This is a genomic window from Micromonospora sp. NPDC005171 (genome assembly GCF_040608575.1).
Lineage (GTDB): Bacteria > Actinomycetota > Actinomycetes > Mycobacteriales > Micromonosporaceae > Micromonospora.
In genome coordinates, this window is record NZ_JBEXIM010000068.1 from 1 (window position 1) to 16,444 (window position 16,444).

Genomic DNA, 16,444 nt, shown 5'->3' on the forward strand with positions numbered 1-16,444 from the left:
GTCAATTGCTGTCTTACCGGGAGCCTCGTCCTATGTCGACACCGGCCTCCCGCACTGCCCGTGACCTGCACCGTCACGATGAAAATCGCTCCCTGATCAACGAAGGCCCACGTCACAAGCCCTGCATCGAATTTGGCACCGCACAGGGCACCTCGGCGGCGCGCCCGAGCTTCAGCAGGCACGCGGCGTGTTCGTAGAGGTAGAGACCCCAGTGCGGTTCCGTGCCGGTGCCGAACACGCTCCGCAGCGGCGGTCGCAGGCGCTGACGCGCCTCGCACGGCCGCATCGCCACAACCTGGCCCACCGTACCGATAACGTCGCCGCCAACGCCTGCGGTCAACTGACCCGGACGGTCTCGACCAGCTCAGGGAGCTGCGCCAGCTCGGCTGGATTGGAAAGCGCAGAGCCGAGCGCCACCATCCGGGCCCCCGCGGCCAGGAACTCTGGCGCGGAGGAAACGGTCACTCCCCCGGTGGCCACGTAGGACATGTCGGGAAACGGCCCACGGACGGCAGACAACCAGCCGGCGCCGAGCGCGTTGATCGGAAACGCCTTCACCCAGCCGCACCCGGCACCGTGCGCCCGCTGCACCTCAGTCGCCGTCCCCACCCCGGGTAGGTGCGGCAGACCGGCGGCAAGGCTGGCAGCGAGAATCGCCGGGTCGAACCCGGGCGCGATGGTGTACTGGGCACCCGCCTCGGCCGCCGCCCGGACCTGCGCCTGGGTCACCACCGTGCCCGCGCCGACCGGCCGGCCGCGCTCGGCTCCGGCTCGCACTGCGGCAGCCAGGGCGGCGACCTGCTCCGGCCGGCCGATCGGGACCTCGACGTGAGTGATGCCGGCATCCCAGGCCCGACCGGCCAGTGCCACCGTCTCCCCCGGTGGCCGGCCCCGCAGGATCACCATAATCCGCTGATCATCGAACAAGTCCTCGAAGGACATCGCCACTCTCCTATCCCGCGCCACGGCTACGTCCTGGTAGCGACATGCACCAGCGTGTCCGGTGGCAGCTCGCCGAGGTCACCGACCGCCCGGAGCGCGACAGCCGCCACCCGGTGCCCCAGCCTCAGCCGGGCCCTCTCCGGCAGGTCCCGGACCAGCCCATACAGGTAGCCGGCGGCGAACGCGTCGCCGGCACCGACCGGCTCGACCACCTCGACCACGGGTGCCGGTTCGAACGTGCTCCCGCCCGGACCATACGAGGTAGCCCCGACCGAGCCGTCCTTGACCACCAGCGTCCCCGGACCCGGCAGGCGCTCGCGCACCTCGTCGGGATGCCTGGTGCCCCACAGTGTCGCCGCCTCGTCCAAGCCGACCAGCACGAGGTCCGCCTGATCAGCCAGGCCGGCCAGCACCGGCCCCGCCGTCCGTACCGGCCACAACGCCGGTCGGTAGTTGACGTCGAAACTGATCATCGCGCCTGAGACCGGCCGCTCGGCGAGCGCGTACGAGACCATGTCGGCACAGCCCTCGGAGAGCGCCGCGGTGATGCCGGACAGATGCAGCACCGTGCTGCCGGTCAAGTCCGGTGTCCGCCAAAGGGAGCGGTCCATCGCTGCGGCGGCCGATCCCCGCCGGTAGTAGTGCACGGTGGTGCCGCCCGGACCAGGATCCTTGAAGAACACACCAGTCGGCGCGATCGGGTCCACCTCGACCAGGCTGACGTCCACACCCGTGGCGCCGATCCGGGCGGTGAGCAGTTCGCCGAGCGGGTCGGCACCCACCCGACTCTGCCAGGCCACCCGCAGGCCCAGCGCGGCCAGGTTCATCGCGACGTTGGATTCCGCGCCGGCCACGTCGAGCCGCGTCGTGCCGCCCTCGCACAGCGGCCGGGGTGGATCCGGGACCACCAGGGCCATCGACTCACCGACGCAGACCACGTCATATCCAGCGCCGGACGACGCCGTTCCGAAGACCGAGGTCATCGACGCTCCCCCGTTGAGAGCCGGGCCGCACACATCGTCGGCGGGCCGTCGGGCACCGACTCCGCGTAGGTTTCCGAGTTCTCCGTTGGTGCGTAGCCCAGCTCGCGTCGGGCTGCACCGAGGTCGCACATGCCACGGGTGTTGGCCGAGGTGATCGAGTATGCACCGAAACCGATCTCGGCGCTCAGCGCACGGCGTACCGCCTGGCCCAGGTCGGCGGTGCCCAGCCAGGTGTCCAACCATCCGCGATGCGCCGGCGCTGGCCGCACGCCACCGAGCCGCAGGCAGACCACGGACATCGCACCCGAGTCGGCGTACACCCGCGCCGCCGCCTCGGCGAACACCTTGGTCGCGCCGTACCGGCAGCACGGGTGGGGCAGCCAGTCGTCCCGCACCGGAACGGCTTCGGGCCGGCGGGCCAGCGGGTGGTAGCCGCCCATCGCATGTACGGAGCTGGCCAGTACGACCCGACGCACGCCTGCCAGGACGGCCGCCTCCAGCACGGCCGTCAGTACGTCGACGTTGGGTCCGCGCAGCCGGTCCCAACCGTCGCCGGGCCTGGGATTGCCAGCCAGGTGCACCAGGGCGTCGACGCCGTCGCACAACCGCTCGGCCAATCCCGGTTCGGTGAGGTCGCCGACCACGACCTCGTCCGCCACCGCGCCGCCCGGCGGGAGACGGACGTCGGTCAGCCGGAGCTGATGCCCGGGAGCCAGCTCCGGTGCCAGCAGTTGGCCAACCCCACCGGCCGCACCGGTGATCAGTACACGCATGCTGGTCACCAGTTCGTGAACGATCCGTCGCGCCGGCGCAGCCGGGGCAGCGGCGCCGGCCCCCGCAGATCGAGCCGGCGGGCGGCGGCGAGATCCAGCTCGACGCCGAGGCCCGGCCGCCGCGTCGGAGTGACCCGACCGGCGCGCAGCTCGGGCCAGGCGGTGATCACCTCCGAGGGCGCGAACTCCGGCTGAGGCTGCTCCTGCACGGAGACGTTGGGCAGCACCAGGTTCAGGTGCGCCGAGGCCGCGGCGGTGACCGGTCCGAGCGGATTGTGGGTAGCCAGGTTGATGTGGTGCACCTCGGCCAGCGCCGCTATCTTGCGGGCCTCGGTCATCCCGGTGTTGGCGACATCCACCCGGGCGTGGTCGATCAGTTCGCCCTCGAGCAACGCGCGGAACTCCCACTTCGTACCGAGCTGCTCACCGGCGGCGAGCGGCACCGTACTGCGCTCACGCAGCATTCGGTAACCGTCCAGGTGCTCGCTGCGCAACGGGTCCTCGACGAAGTACGGCCGCAGCGGCTCCAACTCCCGGCACAGGGTCACCGCCTGCGCCGGATCGAGTCGGGTGTGTACGTCGAGCAGCAACTCCACCTCGTCACCCAGCACCGTGCGCAGCCGCTCCATGGTGGCGACGGTGTACCGCAGCGCGGCCCGCTGGTCGTACTCGCCGCCGGGGTCCGGACTGTTCGCCGCCACCCGCAGGTACCGCCATCCCGCCTCGACCAGCCGTTCGCACTCCCCGACCATTGTTGCCGGTTCGCTGCTGCGCACGTGGACGTAGCACTCGACATGGTCGCGGGAGGCCCCACCGAGCAGCTCATACAACGGAACACCGAGGGTCTTGCCGCGAATGTCCCAGAGCGCCACGTCGATCGCGGCCAACACGGAGCCCAGTACGCCGGACGCGGGGAAGAAACCCGAGCGGAACAGCATCTGCCACAGGTGCTCGATCCGGCCGGGGTCGGCTCCGACGAGCAGTTCGGCGAAGTCGTCCACCGCGCCGCGTACGGTACGCCAACGGGCACGCATGCCGACCTCACCCACGCCGTACTCGCCGGAGTCGGTGCTGACGACCACGAGCAGCATCACGCTGCCGCCGTCCGGCACGGTCAACAACTCCAATTCGGTGATCTTCAAACTGTCCCGTCCCAGGTGTATCCCGGAGCCGCACCGACCCCGACCGAGGCTGCGAAGATGAGTCCACTGTCTGGTGCCGCCCCTCGGGTGGCGTCATCCAGCCCAATGAACGCTGAGGTGATCACCAGCATGCCGTCGACCAGGCAGCAGGCGGTCGGCCGGGGCACCGGTACGTCCACCCGGGCGAGCGGGGTGCCGTCCGGGGCGAACCGGCGCACACTCCAGCCGTCCCACATCGCGATCCACAGGCAGCCCTCGGCATCGACGCAGAGCCCGTCGGGGGTGGCGTCGGTGAACACCACGAGGGGGCGCCGGTCGCGGGCGGTACCGGTGGCCGAGTCGTACCGGTAGCTGTCGAGCCGCCGTCGCCGACTGTCCACGTGGTACATGGTGTCCCCGGCTGGGCTGAATCCCAGCCCGTTGGCGCACCCGATGCCGGTCAACACGGTGGCCACTGTGCCGTCCGGATCCAGCCGGTATAGTCCGCCGGACCAGGGCTCGGTGCCGCCGAGTATCTGGCTACCGGCGAGAAAGCGGCCGTACGGGTCGCAGGCACCGTCGTTCATCTGGGTGCCCGGGGCGCTGACCTCGCCGCCCAGCGGACGTACCGCGCCGGTGGCCGATACATGGTGGAATCCCCGGCCGGCCGCCACCACCCAGCCGCCGCCGAGGGCCGTCACCGGCGTGACCACCCCGGTCGGCGCACCGATCCAGTACTCGGCCAGCACGTCGATCCGATTGTCGGCCAGCCGTCCGCGGAGCAGCCGGCCGGCGGAGATGTCGACCCACAGCAGTTCGCCGGTCCGTGGATCGAGCCGCGGTCCCTCGCCCAGCTGGTAGCGCTCGGTCGAGACCGGGTGGGCGCCCAGCCGTTCAGGATTTGACCGCACCGGCGATCCCGTCGACGAACGTACGCTGTAGCAGCAGGAAGATCGCGATGATCGGCAGCAGGCTGATGGTCGCCCCGGCGGCCAGTCCGCCCCAGTCGGTGGCTTCCTGCCCGAAGAAGCTGTACATGCCCACACCGAGCGTTCGCAGCTCCGGCCGCCCCAGGGTGAACACCAGCGGGATGAAGAACGCGTTCCACGCGGCCATGAAATTGAACAGCGCGACGGTACCGATCACCGGCTTGGCCAGCGGGAGCATGATCCGGAAGAAGATGCGGGGATAGCCCGCACCATCGATCCGGGCGGCGTCCTCCAGCTCCTGGGGCATGCCGGCGAAGTACCCCATGAAGAGCAGGATGGGTACCACGAGCGCCGGCCCCGCGGTCGCCAGCACGGCACCAAGCAGCCCATTGTTGAGTCCGAGCCCGTCGACCAGCTTGAAGATCGGGATGATCGTGTAGCCGTGCGGGATAAACATCGTCGCGATGAGCAGCCCCACGATGGGCTTCTTGCCGGGCACGTCGCCCCGGCCGAGGGCGTAGCCCGCCGTGGCGGAGGCCAGCACCACGATGAGCACCGTGGTGACCGAGAAGACGACGGTGTTGGACAGGTACGCGCCGAAGTGCGCGGTCTCCCACGCTCGGCTGAAGTTGTCGAGGGTCCACTCCTTGGGAAGCACCGACAGCCCGCCGAGGAACACCTCCCGCTCCGACTTGAACGCGGTGGAGACCATCCACACGAACGGGTAGATCCATACCAGGCTGAGCGGGATCAGCAGCACATGCCAGAGGTGTATCCGGCGCATTAGCGGCCTCCCCTCAGGTACTGCCGGCGTAGCAGCGGCCCTTGCAGGACCGTCATCACCAGCGTGATCACGCCGAAGACGACTCCGGCGGCACAGGCGAAGCCGTACCGTGGCGCGTTCAGTTCGGGGTTGAACGCGTACCGGTAGATGTAGGTGCCGACGACGTCGGTGGCGTAGTTGGGGCCGGCCTGGGTCATCGCCTGCACGAGGTCGAACGGGTTCATGCTCTTCTGAAAGGTGAGCAGCAGGATCACCACGCCGATCGGGGCGATGATCGGGAGCGTGACGTGCCGCAGCGTCTGCCGGCCGTTCGCCCCGTCGATCTTCGCCGCCTCGTACAGGTCATCGGGCACGGTCTGCAACGCGGCGAGCCAGTAGATGAGGGTGATGCCGAATCCCTTCCACACGTCGATCGTCATGACTGTGGGCAGGGCGTACGACTCGGAGAGGAAGGTGATCGGCGAGTCGACGAGCCCGGCGGAGCTCAGGGTCTCATTCACGAAGCCGCCGGCCGGGTCGAGCATGATCGCGAAGACGATACCGATCACCGCGGTGGTGGTGACCACGGGCAGGAAGAGGAACAGCCGGTAAAGGTTGCGCCCCCGCAGCCGCCGGCTGTTGAGCAGGATCGCGGCGAGCAACGCCAACGGCATCTCCACGCAGATCGCGACCAGGGAGAAGAGGAACGAGTTACGGAAGGCATGCCAGAACCGGCCGCTCTGCAACACCTCAGTGAAGTTCGCGAAGCCGACCCAATCGGTGGCCGGGCCAACGCCGTCCCACTCGAAGAACGAGTACCACCAGCTCGCGACCATCGGCCAGAGCGTGAAGGCCACGAAGAGCAGCACCGTCGGAGCGAGGAAGACATAGTGCCAGGCGTACCTGCGCAGGCGGCCAGGGCGGCGGCGGGCCGGGGGTGCCACGCGCCGGGGTGGCACGGCCGGATCGGCCGCGCCCCCCCGGGCGATCAACGGGGTGTTAGTCACTTCTTGCTCGGGGTGTAGGGCTGGAGCGGGTCCCAGCCGGCGAAGGTGAGATCGGCGCGGGATGCCTGCACCCCCTTGCCGGAGAGCGCCGTGACCTGCTCGTCGATGAAGGCGTCGAGCTTGGCGTTGAGTTGCGCGGCCGGGCCGGCGAAGGGCTGGTTACGCAGGATCGCGGGCAGCGCGATCTCCGACCACTGGAGGTCCTGCTTGCCGCGGATGGCCGACATGAGCTGCATTCCGCCGGGGCTGACCAGCGCCGGGTTGGGGACGAGCCGTACCGTCTCCGCAGCGATGTCCATGATCGCCTTCTGGTCCGGATTGGCCGCTGCCTTGTCCTGCCAGGCGCTTTCCAGAGCGGTGAGGGTGCCGAACTTGTCGTAGTACGCCCGGTGGAAGTCCTGCGAGGTGAGGAAGTCCATCACCTTCCATGCCTGCTCCGGGTGCTTCGACTGGGCCGACATCGACCACAGTGGGCTGAAGCTCGAGCCCTGCCCCGAGTAACCGCCCCGGCCCGCCGCCGGCTCCGGCACGGCCACGATGGACATGTCGAGATCGGGGTTGAGCTTGCGCACCTCGTTGATCTGGAACGGTGCGGCGACGAACATCGCCAGCTCGTTCTTGGCGAACGCGGTCTGCACCTTGCTCGCATCGGTCCAGGTCTCCCACCCCGGGGTCATGACCTTCGCCGCGTGCATCCGTTTGAGTAGATCGACCGCCCCGCCGAGGGACGGGTGGGTGATGGCGGCCCGACCGGTACGCAGGTCGATGCCGTTGTCGATCGACGAGGGCCCGCCGGTGTTCTGGAGCATCCGGGCCAGCAGGCCTTTGCCCCAGGTGCCGGCGAAGCCGAACGTCTTGCCCCCGCCCGCCCGCGTGACGGCGTTCGCGGCCTGCTCCAACTCCTCCCAGGTCTTCGGCGCTGCGGTGACGCCGCCCAGCTTGGCTGCGGTGTTGTTCACCAGCAGGAGCCGGACGGAGGACCACTTGCCCCAGACCAGCGGCAGTGTGTACAGCTTGCCGTCGCGGTGCAAGCCGGAGGTGGCCGGGTCGAGCGAGCCCGCGGGGAACCGGGAGGTGAACTCGTCGGTGACGTACTGGTCGAGAGAGGCGACCCAGCCACGGTCGAAGATGCGGTCGAAGTTGGTGTCCTGAGCCCGGAACACGTCCGGCGGGTTGCCCTGCTGGAAGCCCAGCTCGATGGCGTTGGCCTGCTGGTCGGAGGGGTTCTCGATGACCTGGACCTTGATGCCCGGGTTCTGCTTTTCGAAGCGGTCGAACTGCTCCCGGTAGAACTGGGACGCGCCGGAGGGATCGGGCACGAGCGCGACCTTGATGGTTACCTGGTCGTCGCTGGACTTCTCACTACTGCCAACCAGGGTGCAGGCGGAAGTCAGTCCGCCCGCCGCGGTCGCGGCCGCACCCACGCCCATGATCCGCAGCAGGGACCGCCGGGACAGCTCCAAATCCTTCATCGTCTTCTCCTAGTCCGGGCACCGGCCGGCGAAGCCGATCGGCCAACAAGGACGGAATTAGTGTTTCGGTGCTGTGAAGAGTGTGTTGAGGACAGTAGCTTCACCGACCACTTGATGCAATAGTCATCTGCTATATGGGTCAGACACGCACAGCGCTGCCCGTGCGGTACCCCAGCCGGAAGGAGACCAGGCCCTCCGCCCTCAAACGGCGACTCATCCCGCCAGCACCTTTCCGACATACCGGATCTGCTCTACCTTCTGGAAAACTCCCCCGCCCTCGTGCCCGTTGTACGGCCACACCCGGATGTCCTTGGTCCCGGCGTAGTGGTTGTACGCGGCGAACACCGTCGAAGGCGGACAGACCGCATCCATCAGCGCCACAGAGAAGAGGGCCGGCGCGGTGGCGTGCGCGGCGAAGTTGACCCCGTCGAAGTAGCGAAGGGTCTCGAAGACCTGGTCCACCTGGTCACGGTGGGTGGAGCAGTAGGTGGTCAGTTCCGCATACGGCGCGGCATTGGTGATCTCGGTGGCCCGACGGTAGTGGCAGAGGAAGGGCACGTTGGTCACCACGGCGGCAAGCCCGTCGACGAGCCCAGCGACCGCGAGCGCGATCCCGCCGCCCTGACTGCCGCCGGCCACCACCACCCGATCCGGGTCGACCAGTGGGTGCGCGCGGGCCGTCTCGACCGCACGGACGGCGTCGGTGAAGACCCGGCGATAGAAGTACGTGTCCCGGTCGGTAATGCCGCGGGTCATGAAGCCGGAGGTGGCCGGTCCACCGGCTGGGGCCGGGTCCGGGGTGTCGCCGACCATCGACCCGTTGCTGCCCTGACCACGCGTGTCCATCACGAGGTGGGCGTACCCGGCGGCGCTCCAGTGCAGCCAGTCGTGCGGCAGGCTGCGACCACCGCCGTACCCGATAAACTCCACGACGCAGGGCAGCGGCGCGACGGCGTCGCGGGGGGCCAGGAACCAGCCACGAATCCGGTGGCCATCAAACCCCGCGAAGGTCACGTCAGACACGTCGACGCTGACCAGACCACCGTCGTACGGCTCGAACCGCGCCGGGAACGCCTGAGCCCGCGCTTCGTCCAGCGTCTCCTGCCAGTACGCACGGAAGTCAGCCGGTTCGTTCCGGTCAGGCCGGTACTCCCGCAGACGATCCAGCGGCCAATCGACAAACATGCGCCCACCTTCCGTATCCGACCCCTGGCGGGGTCGTGATCACATTAATGATCCGTCACATAGATATGAAGCCCATAATGCCGAGGCAACATCGTCTGATCTTCGCTCTACGCCCAGTGGCGAGCGGTAGTGCTGCGGCGACCGGTGCGCCGGGTGGTCTCCACGACGACACCGAGACGCCGGCCGCCAGCCAGGGCAGCCGGACTGTGGCTGCTGCGGCCACGCCACTTGGTTATGTATGATCCGTAATCTGGATGGCACACCTACCTTTTGAGGGATGAGCATGCCACGGTCCACCACCCGTGAGGTCGGCGGCGGTACGCAAAGCGTCGAACGCGCCCTGTCACTGCTGCGCGCGTTCACCGAGGAGAACCCGGAACGGCGCGTCTCCGAACTGGTCCAGCTCACCGGCCTGGGCCAGTCGACCGTCTCCCGCCTGGTCGGCACGCTGGAGGCGCTGGGCTTCGTCACCCACGACCCACACAGCGGGCTCTACCGGATCGGACCCACGGTGGTGAGTCTGGCGGGTATCGCGCTGAACCAGACGGTGGTGCACCGCCAGTCTCGACAGATCGCCCAGGACCTCGCCTGCGAGTTGGGGCTCGGCGCAAATGTCGCCGAACGACACGGCGCCGAGTTGTTCTACCTGTGCAACTTCGAGGGCCGGCTCGCCCCGCGCTCGTTCACCCTGGTCGGCCGGCGCGGCCCGCTGCACGCCACCGCGATGGGCAAGGCACTGCTGTCGGACCTGACCCCCGACGAGGTCAAGGCACTGTTGGGGTCCCAGTACCCGGCGTACACCCCCAAAACCATCACCGACCTGGACGGGCTGCTCGCCGCACTCGCTGAGGGCCGCAGCCGTGGCTACGCCATGGAACTAGAGGAGCTGGCCTTCGGCCGGGCCTGCCTGTCCGCCCCGGTACGCAACCGGTCCGGCCGCGTGGTCGCTGCACTGTCCGTCTCTGGCCCGCTGTCCGCGATGAACCTGCACGACCGCCAGGAGGAACTGGCCATGAAGGTCATCGAACAGGCCGACCAGATCTCCACCGGGCTGGGTTACGACGCTTCCGTCGTCCGGCTGTCCGCCGCCCTCTGACCGGGCCACGCCGCCGCGCTGCCCCCGCCCTCGCCGATCCCGCAGCTGTGGGCGTGCAACCACAACTGCGAGATCGACGGTGAGGCCGGGGTACGTCAGCGGCGCACCAGCTTGACCGCGTCGGCCCGGATGCAGCCGGCACCATCGCGCGCCAGTGCCAGCGGATAGCCCTGCCCGGCGACCAACGAATGGGCACCGAGCGGCAGCCAGCCGCTTCCGGGAACGGAGAGGTCCACCGTGGATTCGGCACCATTGAAGGTCACTCGGGCCGTGGGCTGCCCGCCGGTGCCGCCCACCCGGTAGAGGTACGCGTCGTACTCACCGGTCCCGGTCCCTTCTGGGCGCAGCGTCCAGGTCGCGGTCGCACCGAGCCCACACGACTGGCGAGGGGTCAGCGCGCCGAAACCCGGCAGGCCCGAGTCACCCCACCCGCTGCCGGTCTCGGCGTAACCGGTCGGAGCGTTGTTGTCCCCGTACACGTCCCTTGTGTAGTAGCGGAAGTAGTCGAAGGTGACCGTGGCCGGCAACTGCGCGTCGTCCGGGAAGTCGTTGTACGCGACCGCGGTCAACCACACCTTCATGTAGTCGTGCACGAACGGACCCGCCGGGTACGGCAGGTACGACGTCTGCCGCCCGTCGACAAAGAACCGCACTCCGGCCTCGTCGTACAGGTAGCCGAAGGTGTGCCAGCCCTGGGACAGATCGGCACCCACGTCGTACCAGCCGGAGGTCACCTGGCGGCGGGGCGCGCGGTGGTCGAAGACGTTGTGGATGACCCGCCTCGGGTTGATCGAGTCGATCTCGAAGCCGTCGATCTCGGCGAGTTGGCAGTTGTGCACGCCGTTGGCCCCGCCACACATCGACCAGAACGCCGGGTGCCACCCGGGACCTTCGTTGATCCGTACCCGGGTCTCGTAGTAGCCGTACCGGTAGCGATCCTTGGAAACCAGCCCACCACCGGTGTACGCCTTGCCCCGGTCGGACTCCTTTTTGAGATCGATCACGAGTACACCGTCGGCCAACCGGACATTCTCGGCGCGCTGCGAGCTGTTGCCGCGCACGTCGGTGCGGGGGTCCCAGACCGTCCAGTCGATCCCTGGACCGTCGAACTCGTCGGCGAAGGCCAGGTCATAGCCGGCGAGATTCGGCCCCCGCCACGTCGGCGGATTCGCCGCGCCGCCCTGCCGCAGCCGCACCGCATAGCCGCGGGCGTACTCGTCGTCGAGGTTGCCGGGGGTCAGGTCGGGACCGACGGTCAGGGTTACGGTCAACGCCTGGCCGTCGCCGGCCCGTACCCGGCCGAGCGGGCGCCAGTAGCCGCCGCCCTCGCGTTGATCGACCGTGACGGACAGTCCGCCGGGGCTAATCGTGTAGCCGGCGTTGCTGGCGCTGGTGTGGAACGGCGGATACCAGACGTCGACAGTGTAGGAACCGCCCTTCGGGGCGACCAGGGTCCAGCTCGCGGTCGAGCCGGGGATGCGGCCGTACCGCGTCTGCTCCCCGCCGAAGCCGGCCAGCGAGCTGGCGAACCAGCCCGCCGACTCGGTGTAGCCGGGATCGGCGACCGTGCTGACCACGGTGACCGGGGGACGCGGGTCGGACCTGGTGGCGGATGCGGGGGTGGTGACGAGCATCGAGGCGGCGACGGTCAACGTCGCTAGGGCGCTGGTCCAGCGACGGCGGTGGGGGTGAGGTGACACGCGGATTCCTTTCCTCGAGGGGCTACCGATGTGGGGAGTGGGTCGATGTGGGGAATGTGCCGAACACCCGCGCCGCGACCAGGGTTACCAGAGCGGCCGGAGCACTGGGCAGAAAGAACGGAATGGCCACGGGCAGGGCGTACACCATCGCCATGACCAGCACAGCCAGGGCCGATCCCAGGCCCAGCGTCCAGAGTGGGGCGCGCCAGGCCGCCAGGGCGGCGATCCGCCAGGCCACGGTCGCCGGCACGTCGAAGTGCGCCAGCACCGCCGGCACGTAGATCAGCGCGGCCAGGTACACCACCGCGGGGACGGCGACCGCCAGGGCGACCGGGGTCCCCCTCGCGGCCAGCAGGTAGAACAGGAACACCCACAGGGTCAGCAGCGGTACGCCCAGCCGCAGCTGGGACCGGCAGAACTCGGCCCGCCAGTGGAGCCAGAAGTCGTGCCACGCTCGCGGGGAGCCGCCGCGCAGATAGGCACGCAGCAACGCGAAGAGCGCGACCGTCGCCGGGGAGAACCCGGCGACCACCCCGCCAGCGAGCACACCGGCCAGCCAGAGCAAATTGAGCCCGACCAGTCGCAGTGGCCAGTCCAGCAGCCGGTAGAACCGGCCGAACCGGCCGTCGACGACCAACCCCGGACCACTCATCGGACCACGGTGACCCGGTCCAGGACGGCGGGATCCGCTCCGGCCGACTTCTCCGGGGTGGCCGTTGGCCGCAGGTCGGCCAGCCGCTGGCGCAGATCCGCCCGCGCGAAGGTCGCGGGCGAGGCGATGGAGAGACCGCCGTCGACCGGCAGCACCGTGCCGGTGATCCCGCTGGCGGCGGTGGAGGCGAGGAAGTACACCGCCTCGGCGACCTCCTCCGGGTGCAGCGTTCGACCGATCGGGTAGCCGCCCGCGGCGTCCGGCAGCCGCTCACCGCCGACCAGGCCCGGCGCGACCGCGTTGATCCGGATCCCCTGCCCGGCGTAATCCAGCGCGACCTGTCGGACCAGGGCCTCCACCGCGCCCTTGGCCGAGGCGTACGCGGCCACCCAGGGTGCGGCCAGGAACGCGTTGACCGAGGAGACCGCGACCACCGAACCCCCGGGCGGCAGCGACGGCAACGCCGCCCGCAGCGGGAAGAACAGGGTGTCCAGGGTGCCGGCGAAGGCGGCCCGCCACTGCTCGTCGGTGGTCCGATGGGCCGGCGCGATCGGCATCGCCCCGGCGGCGGCGACCAGTACCTCCAGGCCACCCAGCCGCCGACGGGCCTTCGCCACCGCGGTGGCGGCCCCGTCGGCCGTGGCACAGTCGCCGGTCAGGTCGGCCAGCAGGCTGGGTTCGTCGGCCGGCTCCAGGCTGTAGCCCACGACCCGGTCACCGGCCGCCGCGAACCGCGCCGCGATGGCCCGGCCGATCGCCGTCGACGCGCCGATCAGCAGTACCCGCCTCATCCCCGGCCCCAGGTGCTGTAACGGGCGACCGCCTCGACGTCGACCGAGACGCCCAGGCCCGGCCCGGCCGGCAGCGGAATCGTGGTCGCGGTCGGCTCGATCGGCACAGTGAGGATGTCGTTGACCCGGTCGAACAGGATCGGGTGGAACTCGAAGGCGACCAGGTTGGCGCAAGCGGCGGCGACGTGCAGGCCGGCGGCGAGCGCCAACCCGAGCCCAGCCGAGTGGTGCGGGGCGATGCCCAGGTGGTACGTCTCGGCGTACTGGGCGATTGCCAGCCCTTCGGTGATCCCGGTACGGCCGATGTCCGGCTGCAACAGGCTCGCCGCGCGGGCCGCGACGAACGGCTGGAACTCCCAGCGGTGCCGCAGGCTCTCCCCCAGCGCCACCGGCAGGTCCAGCCGCGCGGCGAGGTCGGCGTGCCCCGCCACGTCCTCGAAGGCCAGCGGCATCTCCAGGAACCAGGCGTCCCGTTCTACCAGGCCCCGGCCGAGCCGCACCGCGTCGGCCAGCCCGTAGACGCCGTGCACGTCGACGGCGATCCGCAGGTCGGGGTGCACCTCGCGGAGCGCGGTGACGGTGGCCAGGTCGGCGTCCACGCCGTACCCGAGACCAACCTTGAACTGCCGGGCGCCACGCGCCGCCCAGTCACGTGCCTGGGCGACCCGATCGGCATCGGCGCGGCCGGGTAGCCCGGAGACGTACGTCGGCACCGCATCGTGGAAGGCGCCGCCGAGCAGTTCGACCACCGGCCGGTCGGCGAGCTTGCCAGCGAGGTCCCAGAGAGCGATGTCCACCGCCGCGATCGCGTCGGCCTGGTGGCCACCCAGGTGCCCACGCTCGCGCATCAGCTCACCAAGTTGGTGGCGCAGCGGGCGCACCCGGCGCGGGTCCGCGCCGAGCAGCACCGGGGCAAGCAGCCGGCGCACGATCTCGCCTGGCACCTCCGGGGCGACCGGCGCCAGCGCCTCGCCCCAACCGGTTGTACCGTCGTCGGCCGTCAGCCGCACCACCAGCGTTTCCCGGTGGTTGCCGTAGACGCTCTTCCACGGCGGCGATGTGGCGTAGGTGCGCGGCAGATCGTCCGGGCGCGGCAGCACCAGCGGAAAGACGTCCACCGCAATGATCTTGGTCATGCCGGCCAGCCTCTCACGCCGACCAGGCCGGCAGCGGGGCCAGCCGGAGGATCGAGTCCAGCGCCGCGCGACTTCCGGCATCAAGTGCCACGGCGGGATCACGCACGGTGGCCGAGTCGATGATGCCGCGCCGCACCAGCACCTCCTTGTGTACGGCCCAGGCCAGCCGAGGCTGCAATCCGAACCGCACCAGTGGCAGCAGCCGGTTGAACGCCTCGTGTGCCGCGTCGTGCCGACCGGCCTGCCAGTCGGCCAGGATCGGCGCGAGCACATCGGTGAACTCGCAGGCCGGCATGGTGCCCAACGCGCCGCGTGCGTACTCCTCCAGCACGAAGAACGCGTTCTGGCCGCCGAGCACGTCGAACTCGCTGTCGGTGGCGGTCACCACCTCGCCCACCTTGGGCGCGGTGGGCTGGGTCTCCACCTTCACCGACTCGACGCCGACCAACTTGCTCAGCTCCACGATCAACGGAACCGGCATGGCCACCCCGGTGGCCGCCGGTGCGTCCTGCACCATCACGTGCAGCCCGCTGTGCTCGGCGACGGTGCCGTAGAAATTCACGACTTGTCCACCGGTAGGCTTGGCCAGAAAGGGCGGCAGGACCATCAGCGCGTCCGCGCCCCCGTCTCGCGCCGCCGTGGCGAGTTCCAGCGCGGTGGCCGTGCTGGTGGCACTCACACCGGCCACCAGCGGCAGGTCCGGTCCGGCGATCGCCCGGGTCTCGGCCAGGATGGTAGCCCGCTCGGCCGTGGTGAGCGCGAAACCCTCACTGGCCATGCCAAAGACAGCGAGCCCGGCCGCACCAGCGGCGAGTTGGAACTCCACCAGCCGGCGCAGTCCCGGTACGTCCAACGCGCCGGCGGCGTCGAAGGGGGTGGCGAGGATCGGGACCAGCCCGCGCACGCGGGTCCGGGGTTCGGTTGTGCTCAACATTCCTCCGCGAGTCCAGTGACAGTGGAAAGTCCATCTCGATGCCGAGACCGGGCCCGTTCGGCACGGCGAAGCCATGCGGGCCACCGGGCAGCGGCCTGGCGAGGATCCGAAGCAGTCCACTGCTTCGATCCGCCCCCGGGCCATCAGACCCCACCCCTTCGTCACCACCATATTATGGAAGTAGATTCCACACTACGGATCAGGCGTCCGTCAAACCTTGTTCGTGGTGAGGCGGATCGGGCGGCGCGGCCTCAACAGACACCGGTGAAGCCGCTACCGCCTTCAGTCGGGGCAGATTTTGGATGCTAGGCCTGCATTACAGATGCTGGGGCCCGATTTCCGGGGCCGGTGCGCTGCTGCCGTCGACTCCGGACACCTGCATCGCACTTCGAAAAGCCAGTCGATCGCCCGGCGGGTCGCCCGGGCCTACTGAAAGGCGTGCCGGCAGATCCCACTCGCGTCGCGATGGCAGCGGCGGTACCACTGTCGTCACGGCCTCACGTGCCCTCCTGACCTCAGACTCCACGTGCTCGGCCTCCTCGGTGATCCGCCGCAGATGCGACTCGACCGCCGGCGACTCCCTGATCGGTGCTAGCTTCTGCACGGGCGCCAGCTTCTGCACCGGTGGTGGATCGTTCTCCGGAAACACACTGACCTCGGGCACCGTGAGCAGCGGCGGGTTGACCGGCGCGTCCGGCCTGGCCTCATACTTGGCGCTGAACTCGTCGAGCTGCCGGTAGTGGTCCTGCATCGACTTCCACCACGCGGCCTCGGCCAACTCCCGCTTTCCGATCGCCTTCTGCCACTGCTCGCGCAAAGCCGGATCCATCGGCCTTCTGCCTTGTGGCCCCGCTGACCCGGACTGAGAGCGCGTTTGATTTGTGGGATGGTCGGGTGTGTCGCACAGCCGGTCCGATCGATGAGGGTGACTTGGTCGGTAGACGGGTATGGATCGAGTGC

At 69.5% G+C, this 16,444-nt stretch carries 17 protein-coding genes; 1 reads left to right on the forward strand and 16 read right to left on the reverse strand.

The features are described 5' to 3' along the window. Nucleotides 1-112 precede the first annotated feature (112 nt). The 10 genes from ABZU74_RS33475 to ABZU74_RS33520 all read right to left on the reverse strand — a co-directional run bounded on the left by ABZU74_RS33475 (nucleotide 113) and on the right by ABZU74_RS33520 (nucleotide 9,175). The gene (locus ABZU74_RS33475; protein WP_355432615.1) at nucleotides 113-340 is read right to left on the reverse strand and encodes a hypothetical protein; all 228 of its coding nucleotides are present in this window, start codon (nucleotides 338-340) and stop codon (nucleotides 113-115) included. After that, complete coding sequence (locus ABZU74_RS33480; RefSeq protein WP_355432618.1) at nucleotides 337-942, reverse strand: bifunctional 4-hydroxy-2-oxoglutarate aldolase/2-dehydro-3-deoxy-phosphogluconate aldolase; 606 nt, start codon at nucleotides 940-942, stop codon at nucleotides 337-339. The genes ABZU74_RS33475 and ABZU74_RS33480 overlap by 4 nt, the downstream gene beginning before the upstream one ends. A 26-nt stretch (nucleotides 943-968) precedes the next feature. Continuing rightward, the gene (locus ABZU74_RS33485; RefSeq protein ID WP_355432621.1) at nucleotides 969-1,925 is read right to left on the reverse strand and encodes a sugar kinase; all 957 of its coding nucleotides are present in this window, start codon (nucleotides 1,923-1,925) and stop codon (nucleotides 969-971) included. Then, the gene (locus ABZU74_RS33490) at nucleotides 1,922-2,698 is read right to left on the reverse strand and encodes an NAD(P)-dependent oxidoreductase (RefSeq protein WP_355432624.1); all 777 of its coding nucleotides are present in this window, start codon (nucleotides 2,696-2,698) and stop codon (nucleotides 1,922-1,924) included. Before ABZU74_RS33490 ends, ABZU74_RS33485 begins: the two co-directional genes overlap by 4 nt. A gap of 5 nt (nucleotides 2,699-2,703) precedes the next feature. Then, nucleotides 2,704-3,840, reverse strand: a complete 1,137-nt coding sequence (locus ABZU74_RS33495) for a mandelate racemase/muconate lactonizing enzyme family protein (RefSeq protein WP_355432627.1) — start codon at nucleotides 3,838-3,840, stop codon at nucleotides 2,704-2,706. Then, nucleotides 3,837-4,730, reverse strand: a complete 894-nt coding sequence (locus tag ABZU74_RS33500; RefSeq protein ID WP_355432630.1) for an SMP-30/gluconolactonase/LRE family protein — start codon at nucleotides 4,728-4,730, stop codon at nucleotides 3,837-3,839. Before ABZU74_RS33500 ends, ABZU74_RS33495 begins: the two co-directional genes overlap by 4 nt. Beyond that, nucleotides 4,714-5,532, reverse strand: a complete 819-nt coding sequence (locus tag ABZU74_RS33505) for a carbohydrate ABC transporter permease (protein ID WP_355432633.1) — start codon at nucleotides 5,530-5,532, stop codon at nucleotides 4,714-4,716. Before ABZU74_RS33505 ends, ABZU74_RS33500 begins: the two co-directional genes overlap by 17 nt. Next, nucleotides 5,532-6,470, reverse strand: coding sequence for a sugar ABC transporter permease (locus ABZU74_RS33510; protein WP_355432636.1), 939 nt, complete (start codon nucleotides 6,468-6,470; stop codon nucleotides 5,532-5,534). The genes ABZU74_RS33505 and ABZU74_RS33510 overlap by 1 nt, the downstream gene beginning before the upstream one ends. Nucleotides 6,471-6,514: 44 nt before the next feature. Then, on the reverse strand, nucleotides 6,515-7,990 hold the full coding sequence (locus ABZU74_RS33515; RefSeq protein WP_355432639.1) for an extracellular solute-binding protein: 1,476 nt from the start codon (nucleotides 7,988-7,990) through the stop codon (nucleotides 6,515-6,517). 213 nt (nucleotides 7,991-8,203) lie between these two features. Continuing rightward, complete coding sequence (locus ABZU74_RS33520) at nucleotides 8,204-9,175, reverse strand: acetylxylan esterase (RefSeq protein WP_355432642.1); 972 nt, start codon at nucleotides 9,173-9,175, stop codon at nucleotides 8,204-8,206. 277 nt (nucleotides 9,176-9,452) lie between these two features. Here ABZU74_RS33520 and ABZU74_RS33525 point away from each other — a divergent pair, with 277 nt between their 5' ends. Then, nucleotides 9,453-10,271, forward strand: coding sequence for an IclR family transcriptional regulator (locus ABZU74_RS33525; protein ID WP_355432645.1), 819 nt, complete (start codon nucleotides 9,453-9,455; stop codon nucleotides 10,269-10,271). Between the two features lie 95 nt (nucleotides 10,272-10,366). Here ABZU74_RS33525 and ABZU74_RS33530 read toward each other — a convergent pair whose 3' ends face one another. The 6 genes from ABZU74_RS33530 to ABZU74_RS33555 all read right to left on the reverse strand — a co-directional run bounded on the left by ABZU74_RS33530 (nucleotide 10,367) and on the right by ABZU74_RS33555 (nucleotide 16,313). Continuing rightward, the gene (locus ABZU74_RS33530) at nucleotides 10,367-11,971 is read right to left on the reverse strand and encodes a family 16 glycosylhydrolase (protein ID WP_355432647.1); all 1,605 of its coding nucleotides are present in this window, start codon (nucleotides 11,969-11,971) and stop codon (nucleotides 10,367-10,369) included. A gap of 22 nt (nucleotides 11,972-11,993) precedes the next feature. Next, complete coding sequence (locus ABZU74_RS33535; protein ID WP_355432650.1) at nucleotides 11,994-12,623, reverse strand: DUF624 domain-containing protein; 630 nt, start codon at nucleotides 12,621-12,623, stop codon at nucleotides 11,994-11,996. Further along, on the reverse strand, nucleotides 12,620-13,414 hold the full coding sequence (locus ABZU74_RS33540) for an SDR family oxidoreductase (protein WP_355432654.1): 795 nt from the start codon (nucleotides 13,412-13,414) through the stop codon (nucleotides 12,620-12,622). The genes ABZU74_RS33535 and ABZU74_RS33540 overlap by 4 nt, the downstream gene beginning before the upstream one ends. Then, on the reverse strand, nucleotides 13,411-14,550 hold the full coding sequence (locus ABZU74_RS33545; protein ID WP_355432656.1) for a mandelate racemase/muconate lactonizing enzyme family protein: 1,140 nt from the start codon (nucleotides 14,548-14,550) through the stop codon (nucleotides 13,411-13,413). Before ABZU74_RS33545 ends, ABZU74_RS33540 begins: the two co-directional genes overlap by 4 nt. 13 nt (nucleotides 14,551-14,563) lie before the next feature. Next, nucleotides 14,564-15,481 carry a dihydrodipicolinate synthase family protein gene (locus tag ABZU74_RS33550; RefSeq protein ID WP_355432659.1) on the reverse strand — a complete coding sequence of 306 codons (918 nt, stop codon included), beginning with the start codon at nucleotides 15,479-15,481 and terminating at the stop codon, nucleotides 14,564-14,566. Between the two features lie 319 nt (nucleotides 15,482-15,800). Then, a complete protein-coding gene (locus ABZU74_RS33555) occupies nucleotides 15,801-16,313 on the reverse strand; it encodes a hypothetical protein (protein ID WP_355432662.1) in 513 nt (170 codons plus the stop codon). Between the last annotated feature and the right edge of the window lie 131 nt (nucleotides 16,314-16,444).

What these genes read in the sequence shown, in the direction of transcription:
- ABZU74_RS33555 (WP_355432662.1), bottom strand. Translation starts at nt 16,313, where the DNA reads ATGGATCCGGCTTTGCGCGAGCAGTGGCAGAAGGCGATCGGAAAGCGG.
- ABZU74_RS33535 (WP_355432650.1), bottom strand. Translation starts at nt 12,623, where the DNA reads ATGAGTGGTCCGGGGTTGGTCGTCGACGGCCGGTTCGGCCGGTTCTAC.
- ABZU74_RS33545 (WP_355432656.1), bottom strand. Translation starts at nt 14,550, where the DNA reads ATGACCAAGATCATTGCGGTGGACGTCTTTCCGCTGGTGCTGCCGCGC.
- ABZU74_RS33515 (WP_355432639.1), bottom strand. Translation starts at nt 7,990, where the DNA reads ATGAAGGATTTGGAGCTGTCCCGGCGGTCCCTGCTGCGGATCATGGGC.
- ABZU74_RS33540 (WP_355432654.1), bottom strand. Translation starts at nt 13,414, where the DNA reads ATGAGGCGGGTACTGCTGATCGGCGCGTCGACGGCGATCGGCCGGGCC.
- ABZU74_RS33490 (WP_355432624.1), bottom strand. Translation starts at nt 2,698, where the DNA reads ATGCGTGTACTGATCACCGGTGCGGCCGGTGGGGTTGGCCAACTGCTG.
- ABZU74_RS33505 (WP_355432633.1), bottom strand. Translation starts at nt 5,532, where the DNA reads ATGCGCCGGATACACCTCTGGCATGTGCTGCTGATCCCGCTCAGCCTG.
- ABZU74_RS33485 (WP_355432621.1), bottom strand. Translation starts at nt 1,925, where the DNA reads ATGACCTCGGTCTTCGGAACGGCGTCGTCCGGCGCTGGATATGACGTG.
- ABZU74_RS33520 (WP_355432642.1), bottom strand. Translation starts at nt 9,175, where the DNA reads ATGTTTGTCGATTGGCCGCTGGATCGTCTGCGGGAGTACCGGCCTGAC.
- ABZU74_RS33525 (WP_355432645.1), top strand. Translation starts at nt 9,453, where the DNA reads ATGAGCATGCCACGGTCCACCACCCGTGAGGTCGGCGGCGGTACGCAA.
- ABZU74_RS33480 (WP_355432618.1), bottom strand. Translation starts at nt 942, where the DNA reads ATGTCCTTCGAGGACTTGTTCGATGATCAGCGGATTATGGTGATCCTG.